The following is a 16,902-nucleotide window of genomic DNA, read 5'->3' as shown; positions in this document are numbered from 1 at the left end:
TACACTTGGATATTGTTCGTCGTTGCCAGAAGATAAAGGAAATTATGATGCATTCACCACAATCAAACATGGCCGGTTTACCCGAACCGACCCGGACAATCCTGCTGAGTACCGGAACCGCGGAACAAAAGCGTCAGGAAATTCGCGCGTACTTTATTCAGACATGGGAACTCTATGAAAGCCTGTTTGATTGCCTGACCGACGAACGTGCATATTTCACTAAAGCGATTTCACTGCGCCATCCGCTCATTTTTTACTTCGGCCATACTGCCACTTTTTACATCAATAAACTTATGGCGGCGGGGCTGATCCCGCAGCGTATTGATTCCCATATCGAGGCGATGCTGGCGATCGGCGTTGACGAAATGAGCTGGGACGATCTCGACGATCAGAATTATAACTGGCCTAATGTCAGCAATTTACGGGCATATCGCGACAAGGTTCGCGAAGAAGTTCTCGGCATTATTGATTCGATGCCGCTGACGCTCCCCGTTGGCTGGGACAGCCCGGCGTGGGTAATTCTGATGGGCATCGAGCATGAACGTATCCATCTGGAAACATCCAGCGTGCTGATCCGTCAGTTGCCGGTGAGCTGGGTCACTCCGCAGCCGCACTGGCCAGCATGCCACATTGCCCGCCATGACCGTCAGACCGTACCAGAAAACGAAACGCTGGCAGTTAAAGGTGACATTGTCACGCTCGGTAAGCAGGACGACACTTACGGCTGGGATAATGAATACGGTTCAGTAACACATAAAATTCAGGCATTTAGCGCCAGCAAAATGCTGGTCAGCAACGCTGAGTATTTTACTTTTGTAGAAAGCGGTGGTTATCGGGACGCGAAGTGGTGGGATGAAGAAGGCGCCGGGTGGCGGGACTTTGCTCAGGCCGAAATGCCGACTTTTTGGGTCGGATCGGCAAGCGAACCGGAGCAACTGAAACTGCGGTTAATGACCGAAGAAGTGGAGATGCCGTGGGACTGGCCGGTTGAAGTGAATCAGCTGGAAGCGGCAGCATTTTGCCGGTGGAAGGCGGTACAAACGGGCGAATCTGTGCAATTACCGACCGAAGCTGAATGGATGATTTTGCGAAATCAGGTAGAAGGGGACCAGCCTGACTGGGAAACTGCGCCGGGGAATATCAATCTCGCCTGGTGGGCGTCGTCATGCCCGGTCGATCACTTCGCTCAGGGGCATTTCTTCGACATCGTGGGGAATGTGTGGCAATGGGCGTCCACGCCGATCAGCGGCTTTGAAGGTTTCCGCGTGCATCCGCTTTATGATGATTTTTCTACGCCAACGTTTGACGGTAAACATTCGATGATTAAAGGCGGAAGCTGGATTTCTACCGGTAATGAAGCGCTGAAATCCTCGCGTTATGCGTTTCGTCGTCACTTTTTCCAGCACGCCGGTTTCCGGTATGTGATATCCGGTCATCAGGAAACACAGACGGTGAATCCTTACGAAACGGACGGCCTGATCGCGCAGTATCTGGATTTCCAGTACGGGCCGCGTCATTTCAATGTACCCAACTATGCTGAACAACTGGTTGATATTGCCGTTAAAAATGTCGATTTACGCAGGAGGGCGCTGGACATAGGTTGTGCGACCGGACGCGCAAGTTTCGAGCTGGCACGACATTTTGATTCTGTGGTCGGGATGGATTATTCGGCCCGATTTATTGATGTTGCTTTAGCGCTGGCTCGCGGCGAAGCCTGTCGTTATGTTATTCCGGAAGAGGGCGAGCTTATCGATTATTGTCAGGCCTCATTGTCTGAAGTGAATATCGGTGCAGAGCAAACCGGGCGCGTGAGTTTTGTACAGGGCGATGCCTGTAACCTGAAGCCGCAGGGCGAACTGTATGATCTGGTTCTGGCCGCAAATTTACTGGATCGTTTGCGCGAACCGGCCCGTTTTCTGAAAGATATCGCGCCAATGATCCGCAGTGGCGGGGTGCTGATGTTGTCCTCGCCGTATACCTGGCTGGAAGAATTCACGCCGAAGCAAAACTGGCTCGGCGGTTTCCGCGAGAACGGAGAAGCGGTGACAACGCATCAGGCTTTGCGTCGTTTGCTGGCCAGCGACTTTGAGGAGATTCAGGTTCCGCAGGATATTCCGTTTGTTATCCGCGAAACAGCCCGCAAATTCCAGCACACGGTTGCAGAACTTACGCTGTGGCGTAAGCGGTAAAACATCGGCAGATTTCTGTCAAAAATATCTAGCGGTCACGAAAAGTGGCCGTTTTTTTATTTGACATTAAATCCTGTAAGAACTGATACGACTCAGGTATTGAAGTTACCACGGAGTTTTTTCATAACGATTAGAATGTTGTAACTAAAATCATACTTTTAAAAAACCGCCCTTTAAGGGGCGGTCAAAGTAAAAAAGAAAGACTCGGACTATTTATCCGTCGGACCACAGCCACCAATCATTTTAGAAATTGAAATGGCAGGGTGAAGCAGGTATGTGTAGTCGCAGTTTTTCTCTTTATTATAAACGCTACCGGTACAACCAGAAAGGGTGGCAACTAAGGCAGAAAGAAGTGCGAACTTGATGACGTTTTTCATGTAAATCCCTTTAAAAATAATAGTGTAATTAGTGCCGTTCAGTAACCTGACGGCGACAGCAATATACGCCTGAAAAGTCTGCGCATACAAATAAAACATCTCGTTTACCTATTTTATTTAAGGATATTATTCAATAGAATCAATTTGTTATTATTTATTAATATGCTCTTACCCTTATGTATAGATAATTAATATTACTCAGGTGGGATAATGTTTTAAAATTCAGCTACATTTCAGAGAATAACAGGGCTTCAATCAGCCCTGATTTAATGACACACTGCCGTTATTGCGACTTTAGGACATATGTCTTCTGATGAAATTGATTCTGCCTGGTTTGTTGTTAATGCTGATCGCCGGTACTGTTTCCGCCGCATCTGTTTCAGGATTGACCGAAGCACAATGTGTTGCCCTGAAAAACACGCGTATTCCGGCTTCCAGGATTGGACTTCCGACGCGTGGAGCCGTGATAACGACCGTCGCGATCGCCGGTCAGCCCGTGGAAACCCATTGCAAACTCGAAGTGCAAATCAAACCGGTTGACGTTAATGCGCCAGATATACAGTTCCAGCTTTATCTGCCCCTCGTCTGGAATGGCAAGGCGCTGCAACTCGGCGGCGGGGGATTCGATGGTGCCATAAAAGGGGCGGATACCGCGCGGCTCGCGCCCGCATCCGTACCCGGCGCACTGAAACAAGGATATGCCACCTTTGGCAGCGATTCCGGCCATCAGGGTGGGGTGTCCGACGCGTCATTTACGCTAAATGAGGAAGCCTGGAAAAATTTCGCGGGTGCGCAGATTAAGAAAACGCACGACGTGGCAGTTGCACTTATTGAACAGGCTTATGGCCGAAAACCGTCGCGTCTCTATTTTCAGGGCAACTCTCAGGGCGGGCATGAGGCGCTGGCCGCCATTCAGCGGTATCCGCTCGATTACGACGGTGCTATTGCGATCCATCCGGTTTACAACGTTGTCGAGCTGCATATGGCAGGCATTCGTATCGGACAGGCTGTTTACAATACGCCGGGAGCCTGGATTTCACCGGCGAAGGCCGCGCTGATATCCAATACCGTTTTGGGTGCCTGTGACAAGCTGGACGGGCTGACCGACGGCGTGGTCGCCAATGTGAACGCGTGCAGGGCGGCCTTCAAACCGGAGAGGTTACGTTGTCACGATGGCAAGGATGACGGCGATCTTTGCCTCTCTGATGCACAATTATCTTTGGTGGAAATGCTGAGTAAACCGGTGCCTTTGGGCGTGAGTTTACCCACTGGCGATCACTTTGCATCCTGGCCGATTTTGCTGGGTGCGGATGCCCCTGCGCTGGTCAGCGTATTCGGTTCCGGCGCTGATAAGCCGATACCTGCTGCATCGAACATCATCATTTCCTTTCCTTATATGATGGGCGATCAGGCTGTGCGGTATGAAGTGATGCGTTCGCCGGATTACGATTCCCTGCAATTTAATCCCGCGGAACATGCGGCACGGCTGAAAGAACTGGCGTCAGAGGTTGATGATGACAATGCAGATATCAGCGCTTTTATTCAACACGGTGGAAAATTACTGCTGATGCACGGCACGGCAGACATGGCGGTGCCGCCGGGAAATACGCTGGCTTATTACGAAAAGCTCAAAGCGCGGTTTGGAGAGAAAGAATTGCATCAGTTTGCGCGATTCTATCTTGCGCCCGGATTTACGCACAGCAGCGGCCCGTTCCGGGTGAGTTGGGATTCTCTCGGCACGCTGGATAAGTGGGTAGATCACGGCATCGATCCCGGTCAGCAGGTCATGACTGATACCAACAAAGCCACCGCCGGTCGTGAAATGCCGCTATGCGAATATCCGCAGTTTCCCAAATATAAAGGGCAGGGAGACACAAAATCAGCCTCGAGTTTCGTGTGTACGACTGACTGATTCCGCCCGCTACTGGATGAATATCCGCCGTTTGGCGGGTACTCATTTCTGATCAAATGCAAGTTAATTTACCTATATATAATCACAGGTGAATGAACGTTCTCAAAAAACTTGAACATCCGTCCAAGTCTTGGCATTATCCTCTGCTGTCTCTTCACCTTCGGATTTTTCAAGTGGCCTATCTCTGTAAAGAGGCGCGCAAGACAACCATTCTTGAAGCCGCCGCACGGGTTGCGCGCTATGAAGGATTAGCTGCCACCACGGTGCGCCGTGTTGCTCAGGAAGCGGGCGCGGCCACCGGTCAGGTTCATCATCATTTTTCCAGCGCAGGAGAACTTCGCGCGCAAGCCTATACGCAGGTGATGAAGATCCTGAAAGAACAGTTGCTGGAAAGAAGCCAGCAGATGACCGCCCGCGAACGGCTAAACCTGCTGTTGATTGATCCGCAGGATGATCAGTCGCTGATGGCCATTCCGCTCTGGCATGAGGCCATGTTGCTGACTGAACAGGAGCCGCTGATGAAAGCGGCATTTGCCCTGTCGGTAGCCGACTGGCACGAACTGGTATCTGATGCGATTGAATTCGGTCGCGAGAAAGGGGAATTCTCCAAAGGCGAATCTCCGGAGCATATATCCTGGCGGCTGATAGGTCTGAGCAGCAGTATGGATGCCATGTCGCGCCTCGACACGCTCGGGTTAACCAGTCAGTGTGCGGAATACAATTTACACCGCGCTATCCAGAACGAGTTGTACGTCAGCGAAGCTGGCTGTAAGGAAACCTCTGATGTTTAAAACTTATTTGCTGCTCGGCCTGGCGATTGTTGCCGAGGTTATTGCGACCAGCAGCCTGAAAAGTTCTGAAGGATTCACCCGTTTGTGGCCAAGCGTTGTCACACTGCTGGGCTACACGATTGCCATCTTTTTACTGTCTCTGACCCTGAAAACCCTGCCGACCGGCATTGCATATGCGATCTGGTCTGGCGTTGGTATTGTCCTGGTATCCGCCATTGGCTGGTTTGGTTACGGGCAAAAGCTGGACACCCCGGCAATGATTGGCCTCGGGCTTATCATCGCGGGCGTGATTGTCGTGAACGTGTTTTCAAAATCTGTCGCGCACTAACTATGGCGACTTTATCGCAGCACAGGGAGTTCATTTTGCAGAGCGAACAAAAACCTGATTTCCATGATGACTTGATCAAAGAGCTACTCTACTGGATCGAAGTCAACTTAAGTGATCGTCTGACCATGGAAAAGGCCTCGAAGAAAACCGGCTATTCTCCCTGGTATCTTCAGCGTTTGTTTAAAAGTAAAACAGGTTTCGCGCTGGGCAAATACATTCGTGACCGTCGTCTGACGATGGCCGCGATTGCTTTGCGGCTGACCAATATGCCGATCCTTGATATTTCGCTGTATTACTCATACGATTCTCAGCAGACGTTCACCCGTTCGTTCAAAAAGAACTTTGCTGAAACGCCGGGAATGTACCGCCGGAATGCGTCGTGGACAATGAGTGGCATCACTGCACCGCTGACCGTGGATGAGTTCCCGCAGCCGGAATATGAAATTGTAGAATTGCCGGAAATGGCATTCGAGGGCCAGACTTCAACGCATTCTTATCCGATTGAAGCGCTGTTTAACGCCAAGAATCACGTACATCGTGCCGAATTGTTGCGCTATCTGGAAACGCCGGAATCATTACTCGCGCCGGTCTGGGGCTTATCCGATTGTCGCCCTGATACGAATGATGAAGTCGCCAATGCATTACAGATGGATTATACGGTCGCGCATGAAGTGAAGATCAGCGACAACCATGACATTCTGGTGCCCGCCAATCGTTATCTGAAGATCCGTTATCCTTATGATCTCAGCCGCCTGAATGACTTCATTCTGTATTTGTATTCAGTATTTCTGCCGACGCTCGGTCTGGAATTCATCATGCAGCCGGATCTGGAAAAATACTCCCGGGAATCTGCGCTGAACGGTGTGACCTGCGAATATTACATTCCGCTGGCCCGGCACTGATTTCCACACCTGTAAAAACACAAAAGCCTCCCGAATGAGAGGCTTGCAAGAAAAAACATATCTTTAATTAAAGACCATACCACCGTCAATCAGTAACGCCTGACCGGTCATATAATCGGAGTCCGGGCCAGCAAGGTAGGAGACGCAAGCGGCGACATCTTCTGGCTCTGAAAGACGTTTCAGGGTGATGTTTTTCGCAAACTCCTTCGTGCCGTAGCCCACAGGCTGACCTGCGGCCGCAGAAACCTGGCGGTCAATCTCTTCCCACATCGGCGTTTTCACGATGCCCGGGCAATAGGCGTTAACGGTAATCCCCAGTGAAGCCAGATCGCGTGCTGCAGTTTGTGTCAGCCCGCGAACAGCAAATTTGCTGGAACTGTAGATAGCCAGTTCAGGATTACCGACATGGCCCGCCTGAGAAGAAGCATTAATGATTTTGCCGCCATGCCCCAGGGATTTGAACGCTTTCACCGCCGCCTGGATCCCCCAGATAACGCCTTTCACATTGATATTATAGACTTTATCGACGATTTCCGGCGTGATGTCTTCGATCAGCGTTGTCGGTGCGATCCCGGCATTGTTCACGATGACGTCAAAACCGCCGAGCTGTTTTGTTGCTGCCTCAACGGCGGCAAAAACCTGTTCGCGGTTTGAAACATCAGCCAGCTGAGCAATTGCTTTACCGCCCGCATGATTAATTTCTTCGGCAACTTTCTTCGCTGTTTCCTCGTTGTAATCCACAACCGCAACAGCAAATCCATCCTTCGCCAGACGAAGCGCAATTGCACGGCCAATCCCCTGGCCGCCACCTGTTACTAAAGCCACTTTTCCATTTTTAGACATACCACTATCCTCTATGTATTCGGTTTCTTTTCAGGTGCTGCGCGCAAGGCACGGCCAGACCAGCCCGGTACCATTGCGTGAGCTCCGTACTGGTTTACGCCTCTGAGTCTGCATGTGCAAATGTTAGCCACGGTAATTAACTGTACTCACCCTACTAGTTAGTAAGCGTCAGAATATCAGGCAGAGTCGGGTAGAATGCATGAACCGAACGCAATAAAGGATGTTGGAATGACAGAGTCAAACCGTGCCGCTTTCCGTGAACGCCTGACCGCGTTGGCGCAATCGCTTCAGTTAGCACCCCAGGTAGCCGAGAATCAGGTTTTGGATCGCATGGCGCTGAGTTTTCGCAAATTGCTGAACTTTCTCGCTGAAGATAACAATCTGACGCAGAGCGTTTTTTTGTTACCCCCGGAAGGGCCGGAAACTCAGGCGATGCTCACCGCTGTCATTTCAAAAAATCTGGCGTTCAGCCAGCAGGACAAACTGTTTCGTAATGATATTCCGGCTGAACTTCTGGCGCAGTGTTTCACCGGCATGCTGGTACAGCTCGCACATCAGGCCGCCAGCCCGGCACAGCGGCACCAAAACAGCCTCGCTTGTGCAAAACTGTTCTGTGAAGGTGTCTGGCTGAGGGAATAGGGAAGAGATTCTGCTTTATTCTATTAATGAGAAAGCAAAGCATAAATCGTTGGTTCAAATCACAGTGCAGAAACGGTTAACTGAAGTCATTCCAGCGGCAGACGATGTCTGCCTGTTTCTTTAAACAGACGCAATGATCAACCGGAGGCCAGTATGTCAACGACTGCACAAACTACTGAGCAACGCTCGTTATGGCAGCGCATCACTCATCGCAAGGTGAAGGATCAGACTGAAGAAAAGGCGCAGGACACATCGCGTCTGCTGGAGAGTTTTCTGGCGACAGGGTGCCTTTACGGCATTGACGTGGGGAACACAGATCCGGCGTGGTTTCGCCGCTCCTGACCGTTATATTCGCTTGTTGCGCTTCAGTTACTGGAACGAACTGTGCAACGGGCAAACCTTCTCCTGATAGTGCAAAGCTGTACCCTGAATAGTTGGTGTTGCCGTTGCGCTGTGTGGACAGCGTAGCTGTAGCATCAGGTATGAAGGTTGTTGTGGAAAGTCTCTCTGACCTCGTCGTAGAAATTTTAGTTCTCTCTCATTTGTTGAGCCCATAACTTTCGCCGGTTATGGGTTTTTTTATGCAAAAAAAAGCCCCGCAATCAGGCGGGGCAACAATAAAGCCGTTGACAGGGATCACGGCAAGTTAATGCGAATAGTTAAAACCAAGGAAGGGTAAATTGAATTGCAGTGATGATTCTGCAAGTCGGGAATTAATTTACCACAAAGTAATTCCTTCTTAGAAATATTTTATTTATATGGTTTAACTTTAAATATTCACAGAACATATAATTAAACACCTTTGAAATATTTAGCAATAAATAATAAAGCCAAATTCAATAATTCCCCTACAAAACAAGGGAACTATATAGGTAGTATTAGTGCGAGCACCAACTCATTAATAAAGTACATATAATAAATTCAAGTATTCAATTAAATGATAAAGGAATGACGTCATGAAATTAAAAGCACTGGCTCTTATTATTCCAGCATTACTGGTGGCAGGCGCAGCGCATTCAGCTGAGATTTATAACAAAGACGGCAATAAACTTGACCTGTACGGTAAAGTCGATGGCCTGCATTATTTTTCTGACGACTCTAGCAAAGATGGCGACCAGACTTACGTGCGAGTTGGCTTTAAAGGCGAAACTCAGATTGCCGACCAACTGACCGGTTACGGCCAATGGGAATACAATATTCAGGCAAACAGTGTTGAAGGTACTGATACTAATTCAACAGCGGGTAACGCAACTCGTCTGGGCTTTGCGGGTCTGAAATTCGGTGACTACGGTTCATTCGATTACGGCCGTAACTACGGCGTAGTGTATGACGTTGAAGCCTGGACCGATATGCTGCCAGAGTTTGGTGGTGATACTTACACAAGCGCTGACAACTTCATGGTTGGCCGTGCTAATGGTGTTGCTACATACCGTAACACTGACTTCTTCGGCGCAGTGAAAGGCTTGAACTTTGCAGTTCAGTATCAGGGCGCGAACGATGGCGATGTCCGTGGCGAAGGCACAAATAATGGTGACCGTGCGATTCATAAACAAAATGGCGACGGTTATGGTCTGTCTACTACCTATGATTTCGGTATGGGTATCAGCGCAGGTGCAGCATACGCTTCTTCTGACCGTACTAACGACCAAGTCACCTATACAACTGCTGACGGTGACAAAGCGGAAGTGTGGACCGTTGGTGCGAAATACGATGCAAACAACGTCTATCTGGCAACTATGTATTCTGAAACCCGTAACATGACTAATTACGGTAAATACGACGGTGCTATCGCTAACAAAACTCAGAACTTTGAAGTCACTGCACAATATCAGTTCGACTTTGGTCTGCGTCCGGAAGTTTCTTACCTGCAATCTAAAGGTAAAGACCTGAATGCTAATACCACTCAGGCTGGACAAGACAATGATAAAGATCTGGTTAAATACGTTTCTGTTGGCACCAGCTATTACTTCAACAAAAACATGTCCACCTATGTTGATTATAAAATTAACCTGTTGGATAACGATGATGACTTCTACAAAGCATACGGTACTTCTACCGATGATATCGTAGCAGTTGGTCTGGTCTACCAGTTCTAATTATTTAGCGTTAACCTGAATATTAAGAACAATCAAAACCCATCTCCGGATGGGTTTTTTACATTTAAATCTCAATTAATATTTATTATTCTAACCACTGCGCAACACCACCGTGGCGTGAACAAGTTCCACGGTGGTGTGTACTGAAACTATAAGTTCCATCACGACATTGCGCAGAAGCCCCTTCGGGGATGTTGCCTGATTTGCTATGTGCCGGTTTATGGACGCTTTGCCCGTCGGAATTAATATAATCGCCTTGTTCTATAAGTTCGCTATCCTGAGAATTATTTTGTTTTGCCAGGGCGGGTTGAAAAAGCAGAAAGCCAGTGATTATTAAACAAGCGAATAATCGCATGATGTTGCTATCATCCGGTGATAAGAAGTGTGCGCAAAGCGTACTCTCTGTTTACAGCGATGCAATCCTGATATTTAACCATTAATGACGTGCTTAAATGAGGTGCTTCAACCTTTTTCAAGCCATATTCCTGCCCGCGTAAAATTTTGGTTAAGATTCGTTTAAAAAGCCGACAAATCCTTGCCTGATCCTCCTGAAAAATCTCTCAAGCGCTTGAATTTAAAGAGGTGAAAACCGTAAATAACCGGGGTCGATTATTAAGCGATTTGTGCCCTACATGATTGAAATCTATTGATAAATCGCATGTACAACCGACGGAGTATTTGGTATATTATTGACCAGATCACGTACAGGGCTATTTCTCTGTGATACGGTGTTTTACCTAAGACTTGGTTTCTCAGGACAATGACATGTTAGATTATCGCTTTCCGACAGCTATGCAGATGGTGTTTTGTATCGCTCAGTCCCAAAAGGCTGGCCAGCGCTGCACCAGTGCGATTTTAGCAACGGGTCTGGAAGCCAACTCCAGTTTTATCCGCAAACTGATGGTGCCGCTGACTCAGCACGGCATTATTGTCTCCACTCTCGGTCGTACCGGCTCTATTAATCTCGGGCGCCCGGCGGAAGAAATCTCACTGCGCGATATTTACTGCGCGGTCATTGAAGATAAGCGCCTCTGGGCTGCCCGGCCTGATGTTCCGGCCCGCTGCGTCGTCAGCGCCAATGCCTGCATGTACTTCAAGAATATCGTCAACGAAGCCGAAGAAGCCTCGCTTCAAGTTTTAGCCCGTCATACCGTGGCGGATGCGCTGGCGGAGTTCGAACGCGGCGGCAAGTACAAATGCACCAAAGATCTGGCCGCAGAATACGCAGAGAATGTTTCCTGCTCTAAGTAAACCGCAGAGAGCATTTATACCCGTAGCGTGAATTTCAAACATAAAAAAGCCGGGAGATTTCCCGGCTTTTTGCTGTCTGGATTTTGTGCAGTGATATCAGACCGTCTGCGTTTCCAAAACAACTTTCTTACGTGTAACAAGCTTGCGCAGTGCGACGTAAAACACTGGCGTCAGGAACAGTCCGAACAGCGTCACGCCTAACATGCCGGAGAAGACGGTAATACCGGTCACGCCGCGCACTTCCGCACCGGCACCGTGGCCGAGTATCAGCGGAATGGTCCCCGCAATGAACGCAATCGACGTCATGACTATAGGGCGCAGACGCAGGCGGCACGCTTCGAGCGCGGACTCGATAATCCCTTTGCCCTGAATTTCCAGTTCGCGGGCAAACTCGACAATCAGGATGGCGTTCTTACAGGCCAGCCCCATCAGAACCACCAGCCCGACCTGTACGAAGACGTTGTTATCGCCGCCGGTAAGCCAGACGCCAAACAGCGCGGAAAGCATCGTCATTGGCACAATCAGGATCACCGCAAGCGGCAGCGTCCAGCTTTCGTACAATGCGGCGAGCACCAGGAACGCCAGCAGTACAGACATCGGGAAGACGATCAGCGCCGCATTGCCCTGTGTAGATTGCTGGTAACTCAGATCCGTCCATTCGATATTCATGCCGTTTGGCAGCAGATTTTTCGACATTGCGGTCAGCTCGGTCATTGCCTGCGCCGAAGAGAGAATGCGCGGGTCAGCATCGCCAATCAGATCAGCCGCCGGGTAACCGTTATAACGGATCACCGGGTCAGGCCCGTAGGTGGTAGTGATATTGAGCATGCTGCCAATCGGCACCATCTCACCTTTGTCGTTACGGGTACGCAGGTTACCGATATCTTCCACGCTGTCACGGAACTGGCCATCGGCCTGCGCCATCACTTTCCAGGTACGGCCAAAACGGTTGAAGTCATTGATGTACGACGAACCGAGATAAACCTGTAGCGTACTGAATAACTCATCCAGTGAAACGCCCTGAGCCTTGGCTTTATCGCGGTCGATATGCGCATCAAGCTGCGGCACGTTGGCCTGATAAGAGGAAATCGGGTAGCCCATTCCCGGCGTTTGCATGATGGCACCGGACATCGTATTGATCGCCGTTTGCAACGCACCGTAACCCAGCCCCGCGCGATCCTGCACGTAAAGCGAATAACCCGACCCCTGACCTAAGCCGAGGATCGGCGGTGGCATAATTGAGAAGGCAAACCCTTCCTGTATCTGCGAGATTTTGGCGTTGATTTCCGCGTTAATCTGCGCCGCCGTACGGGTACGTTCGCTCAGCGGTTTCAGGGCGAAAAATACCGTCCCGGTGTTTGGCGTATTGGTAAATTGCAGCGCATTCAGGCCGGGGAAGGCCACCGCGTCAATCACGCCGTCCGTGCTCAGGCCCATAGCGCTGATTTTGCGGATCACCGCATCAGTGCGCGAGAGTGAAGATCCTTCCGGCATTTTCACACCGGCAATCAGATACAGTTTGTCCTGCGTCGGAATAAACCCGCCGGGCACCGCTTTAAACATAAATGCGGCGGCGCAAAGCAGCAGAACGTAAACACCAAATACCGCGCCGCGGCGACCCAGCGTCTTTGATACCGCATTCTGATACTTATGCGAACTGGCGTTGAAGAAGCGGTTGAACGGCCGGAAGATCCAGCCAAATAACCGGTCAATCAGCCGCGAGGGCATATCCTTCGGCGCGCCGTGCGCTTTGAGCAACAACGCCGCCAGAGCAGGGGAAAGCGTCAGTGAGTTGATGGCAGAGATCACGGTAGAAATCGCAATCGTCACCGCAAACTGTTTGTAGAACTGGCCGGTCACGCCGGAAAGGAAAGCCATCGGCACGAACACCGCACACAGCACCAGCGCAATCGCCACAATCGGCCCGGAAACTTCCCGCATAGCCTGATGCGCGGCCTCGCGTGGCGCTAAACCTTCCTCAATATTACGTTCGACGTTTTCCACCACCACGATGGCATCGTCGACCACTATCCCGATCGCCAGAACCAGCCCGAACAGACTGAGCGTGTTAAGCGAGAAGCCGAGCAGATACAAAATGCTGAATGTCCCGATCACGGAAATCGGTACGGCCAGCAACGGAATGATCGACGCACGCCAGGTTTGCAGGAACAGAATCACCACCAGCACGACCAGGACTACAGCTTCCAGCAGCGTATGAACCACGGCGCTGATGGAATCACGGACAAACACGGTCGGGTCATACGGCGCGCGCCAGGTCATACCTTCCGGGAAACGCGTCGACAGCTCGGCCATTTTTGCACGCACGGCGTCGGACAAATCAATCGCATTCGCGCCCGGCGACTGGAAGATACCAATCCCGACCGCATCTTTATTATTGAGCTGCGAGCGCAGGGCGTAACTGCCGGAACCCATTTCGATACGTGCGACGTCACGAAGACGGACGATTTCGCCATTGTCACCACTTTTCAGGATGATTTTGCCGAATTCGTCTTCATCTTTCAGACGCCCCTGCGCGTTAATAGACAGCAAATAATCGCTGTCTTTCGGCATCGGTTCTGCGCCCAGCTGACCGGCAGAAACCTGCACGTTTTGCTCCTGCATCGCTTTCACGACGTCAGATGCCGTCAGACCACGCGCCGCAACTTTATTCGGATCGAGCCACACGCGCATCGCGTATTCACCCGCGCCGAAAATCTGAATCTGACCGACACCCGGCAGGCGCGCCAGCTCATCTTTCACCTTCAGCGTGGCGTAGTTACTCAGATATAACGAGTCATATTTACCGTTCGGCGACACCAGATGCACCACCAGCGTTAACGTCGGTGACTGCTTCTGTGTAGTCACGCCCTGACGGCGCACATCTTCCGGTAAGCGCGCTTCAGCCTGCGCCACGCGGTTTTGCACCTGAACCTGCGCCTGATCCGGATCGGTGCCCGGACGGAAGGTCACGGTCGTCACCAGCACGCCGTCTGAACCGGCAACCGATTTCATGTACACCATGTTTTCAACGCCGTTGATGGCTTCTTCCAGCGGCGTCGCCACGGTTTCGGCAATCACTTTCGGGTTAGCGCCCGGATACTCAGCGCGAACCTGCACACTCGGCGGCACCACATTCGGGTATTCGCTGACCGGCAACAGGGGAATGGCAATCGCCCCGGTGACCAGAATTAAAATCGACAAAACAGCCGCAAATATTGGCCGGTCGATGAAAAAGCGGGAAAAGTCCATGAGTCAGGATTCTCTTTTATTGAACTGCGGCGGGAGTAGGCGTAACGCTGTTGGCCGCCATGGCGACGGTTTTCGCGTTTACCGGCATTCCCGGCATAAAGACTTTTTGCACGCCGTCGATAATCACGCGATCACCGGCTTCAAGGCCTTTCTGAATGATGCGAAGGCCGCCGGACATCCGCCCGAGTTCCACATCACGACGCTGCGCTTTGCCGTCTTTATCCACCACGTAGACAAACTTGCGATCCTGATCGGTCAGCACGGCTTTATCGTCCACCAGCATGGCGTTGAACTGCGCGCTGCCCGGCAGTTGTACGCGGGCAAACAGTCCCGGCGTAAACGTGCGGTCGCGGTTATCAAGCAGGGCGCGCATACGGATAGTGCCGGTGCCAGAATTGAGCTGGTTATCGGTGAAATCGACCACGCCCTGATGGGGATAGCCATTTTCGCCAACCAGACCAACATGAACCGGCAGGCGGTTTTGCGGGTTATCGCTGCGCTGGCCGTCACGCGCCATCGCCTGGTAACGCAGGAACGTGCCTTCATCAACGTCAAAATAGACATACACGGTATCGAGGGAAACCAGCGTCGTCAGTACGCTCGCGGTATCACCGGCTGTCACCAGATTACCGATGGTGATCATGGCGCGGCTGGCGCGTCCGTCAATCGGCGAGGTTACGCGGGTAAAATCAAGATTGAGCTGCGCCATGTCCAGCTGCGCCTGCGCGGCCAGAACATCTGACTGCGCCTGCGACGCGGCAGAACGGCGTTGCTCAGCGATTTCTTTGGAAACTGCCTGCGTACCGATCAGCGCTTCGGTGCGTGCGGATTCGCTTCGGGCCAGACCGGCCTGATTGCGGGCGCGGACCAGTTCGGCCTGCGCCTGTTCCTGCGCAGCGCGATAAGTCCGGTCATCGATGGTGAATAACACCTGACCTTTTTTGACTTCCTGTCCTTCCTGATAATTCACTTTGTCGATGTAACCCGACACGCGCGGACGGAGCTGAACGCTCTGAACCGCCTCGACGCGGCCATTAAAGGCATCCCATTCGCTGATTTGCCTGATTAAAACATCTGCCGCGCTGACCTGCGGGGCAGGCGGAGCGGCGTTTTGCGCCACGCTGTTATCGCACCCGGCAAGCAGGGCAACAACCAGCGCAATCCCGGAAAGACGCAACGTCAAAGGCATGCCGCCGGAACGGCCGCGTGCATTAACCTGTGATTTTTGCAGGTTCATCATTATTTTTATTTCCAGTGAAGTAAGTGCTGCCAGGCAATACACCGGCCTGTCCTCCGGGTAACGTCCTTTGCCTGATCTGACTTTTTTGGGGCTTGTACCGTTCATCAGCACAATTATGTATCAATGTCTGATACAGTTAGTTCGAGGGGATTGTAGGGACGCCGCTACTAAAGTGCAAGAAATACTGTTACACTTTCTGTGCTATTTTACAGAACGTTTACTTCGGGGAAGTGGACTATCCCGTAACGAGAAATTAAATGCAATAGTAAAACTTGCATTTAAGTCGAAACTGCGTCACTTTATAAAAAGACGAGCTGCCCCGGGGGGCGCCGAACAATAAAAAAGCCGGAGAGAAAGTCCATGAGAACCGAGGATTTCATTCACGACCTGATCGACTGGATCGATCACAACCTGGAAGAGCGTCTGGATATTAAAACCGTCGCCAAGCGGGCAGGGTATTCACGCTGGTATCTGCAACGGATGTTTAAAGAACACACCGGTTTGCCGATGGGTGAGTACATTCGTGAGAAAAAACTGAAGAAGTCTGCCGATATGCTGGCCAGCAGTGGCGAACCTATCGTCAGCGTGGCGATTTCGCTGGGCTTTGATTCGCAGCAGTCGTTTACCCGCAGTTTCAAACGCCAGTTCGGACAAACGCCGGGCGACTGGCGCCGTGGCCTGAGCCTGGCAACGGAATGTCAGGGCTGCCTGCACTGAGTTTCCTCTCCGCTTTCTCTTCTCCCTGAGACGGCGTGTACCACTGGCCCGGCTTTCGTCGGGCAGTGAATTTTCTTCCCCATATTTTATTCCAATCCCTTTCAAACCCCACGCTGACCGATCCGGTACGCTTTTTACTGCGCATTTTTCACTGTTTCCTTCACCCGTTTCGGGCATCTGCCTGCCTTCTCCTGTGCCTGCAATAGTCAGGACGTGATCAACCCAACAAAAAACAACATCAAAGTTCACATAAATTGAAATGATGTTTCAATTTGTTGAGTTGTGCGAATTTTGTCGCTAAACTCGCTCCATTACTTCGGCGCCGGGCCGTGCCCGACATCATTCAAGACGTCCGACGGAATCGCGTA

At 51.1% G+C, this 16,902-nt stretch carries 15 protein-coding genes; 10 read left to right on the top strand and 5 right to left on the bottom strand.

The annotated features are described in order from the left end of the window. The first annotated feature begins 47 nt into the window (after positions 1 to 47). The gene (ovoA, locus tag IV433_RS06005) at positions 48 to 2,189 is read left to right on the top strand and encodes a 5-histidylcysteine sulfoxide synthase (RefSeq protein ID WP_195813443.1); all 2,142 of its coding nucleotides are present in this window, start codon (positions 48 to 50) and stop codon (positions 2,187 to 2,189) included. 209 nt (positions 2,190 to 2,398) lie between these two features. Here ovoA and IV433_RS06000 read toward each other — a convergent pair whose 3' ends face one another. After that, on the bottom strand, positions 2,399 to 2,566 hold the full coding sequence (locus IV433_RS06000) for a YhfL family protein (RefSeq protein WP_152328047.1): 168 nt from the start codon (positions 2,564 to 2,566) through the stop codon (positions 2,399 to 2,401). A 313-nt stretch (positions 2,567 to 2,879) separates the two neighbouring features. On the opposite strand from IV433_RS06000, the gene IV433_RS05995 reads away from it, so the two are divergent. The 4 genes from IV433_RS05995 (at position 2,880) to IV433_RS05980 (ending at position 6,499) form a co-directional block, all read left to right on the top strand. Next, positions 2,880 to 4,478, top strand: coding sequence for a tannase/feruloyl esterase family alpha/beta hydrolase (locus IV433_RS05995; protein ID WP_229893229.1), 1,599 nt, complete (start codon positions 2,880 to 2,882; stop codon positions 4,476 to 4,478). 173 nt (positions 4,479 to 4,651) lie between these two features. Beyond that, on the top strand, positions 4,652 to 5,269 hold the full coding sequence (locus tag IV433_RS05990; RefSeq protein ID WP_195813442.1) for a TetR family transcriptional regulator: 618 nt from the start codon (positions 4,652 to 4,654) through the stop codon (positions 5,267 to 5,269). After that, positions 5,262 to 5,597: an SMR family transporter gene (locus IV433_RS05985; RefSeq protein WP_195813441.1), complete on the top strand. Its 336-nt coding sequence runs from the start codon at positions 5,262 to 5,264 to the stop codon at positions 5,595 to 5,597. The genes IV433_RS05990 and IV433_RS05985 overlap by 8 nt, the downstream gene beginning before the upstream one ends. A 35-nt stretch (positions 5,598 to 5,632) precedes the next feature. Continuing rightward, positions 5,633 to 6,499, top strand: coding sequence for a helix-turn-helix domain-containing protein (locus IV433_RS05980; RefSeq protein WP_195813440.1), 867 nt, complete (start codon positions 5,633 to 5,635; stop codon positions 6,497 to 6,499). A gap of 63 nt (positions 6,500 to 6,562) precedes the next feature. Here IV433_RS05980 and IV433_RS05975 read toward each other — a convergent pair whose 3' ends face one another. Continuing rightward, the gene (locus tag IV433_RS05975; RefSeq protein ID WP_195813439.1) at positions 6,563 to 7,342 is read right to left on the bottom strand and encodes a (S)-acetoin forming diacetyl reductase; all 780 of its coding nucleotides are present in this window, start codon (positions 7,340 to 7,342) and stop codon (positions 6,563 to 6,565) included. Between the two features lie 228 nt (positions 7,343 to 7,570). Here IV433_RS05975 and IV433_RS05970 point away from each other — a divergent pair, with 228 nt between their 5' ends. The 3 genes from IV433_RS05970 to ompC all read left to right on the top strand — a co-directional run bounded on the left by IV433_RS05970 (position 7,571) and on the right by ompC (position 10,077). Beyond that, a complete protein-coding gene (locus IV433_RS05970; RefSeq protein WP_195813438.1) occupies positions 7,571 to 7,981 on the top strand; it encodes a hypothetical protein in 411 nt (136 codons plus the stop codon). A gap of 153 nt (positions 7,982 to 8,134) precedes the next feature. Next, the gene (locus tag IV433_RS05965; RefSeq protein WP_195813437.1) at positions 8,135 to 8,323 is read left to right on the top strand and encodes a hypothetical protein; all 189 of its coding nucleotides are present in this window, start codon (positions 8,135 to 8,137) and stop codon (positions 8,321 to 8,323) included. A 614-nt stretch (positions 8,324 to 8,937) separates the two neighbouring features. Further along, complete coding sequence (ompC, locus tag IV433_RS05960) at positions 8,938 to 10,077, top strand: porin OmpC (RefSeq protein ID WP_195813436.1); 1,140 nt, start codon at positions 8,938 to 8,940, stop codon at positions 10,075 to 10,077. 85 nt (positions 10,078 to 10,162) lie between these two features. On the opposite strand, the gene IV433_RS05955 is transcribed toward ompC, so the two are convergent. Beyond that, the gene (locus tag IV433_RS05955) at positions 10,163 to 10,432 is read right to left on the bottom strand and encodes a DUF3761 domain-containing protein (protein ID WP_195813435.1); all 270 of its coding nucleotides are present in this window, start codon (positions 10,430 to 10,432) and stop codon (positions 10,163 to 10,165) included. Positions 10,433 to 10,842: 410 nt separating this feature from the next. On the opposite strand from IV433_RS05955, the gene IV433_RS05950 reads away from it, so the two are divergent. Then, positions 10,843 to 11,328: an RrF2 family transcriptional regulator gene (locus IV433_RS05950; protein WP_195813434.1), complete on the top strand. Its 486-nt coding sequence runs from the start codon at positions 10,843 to 10,845 to the stop codon at positions 11,326 to 11,328. Positions 11,329 to 11,424: 96 nt separating this feature from the next. Here IV433_RS05950 and oqxB read toward each other — a convergent pair whose 3' ends face one another. Continuing rightward, positions 11,425 to 14,577 carry a multidrug efflux RND transporter permease subunit OqxB gene (oqxB, locus tag IV433_RS05945; RefSeq protein WP_195813433.1) on the bottom strand — a complete coding sequence of 1,051 codons (3,153 nt, stop codon included), beginning with the start codon at positions 14,575 to 14,577 and terminating at the stop codon, positions 11,425 to 11,427. 16 nt (positions 14,578 to 14,593) lie between these two features. Further along, on the bottom strand, positions 14,594 to 15,766 hold the full coding sequence (locus IV433_RS05940; protein WP_229893264.1) for an efflux RND transporter periplasmic adaptor subunit: 1,173 nt from the start codon (positions 15,764 to 15,766) through the stop codon (positions 14,594 to 14,596). Positions 15,767 to 16,177: 411 nt separating this feature from the next. Between IV433_RS05940 and IV433_RS05935 the strand changes: the two genes are divergently transcribed. Continuing rightward, a complete protein-coding gene (locus IV433_RS05935; RefSeq protein WP_095925761.1) occupies positions 16,178 to 16,534 on the top strand; it encodes a helix-turn-helix domain-containing protein in 357 nt (118 codons plus the stop codon). Positions 16,535 to 16,902: the final 368 nt, after the last annotated feature.

The organism is Rahnella laticis (assembly GCF_015644585.1).
Lineage (GTDB): Bacteria > Pseudomonadota > Gammaproteobacteria > Enterobacterales > Enterobacteriaceae > Rahnella > Rahnella laticis.
The sequence above is the reverse complement of the archived record's forward strand: the minus strand, read 5'-3'. Positions and strand labels throughout refer to the sequence as shown.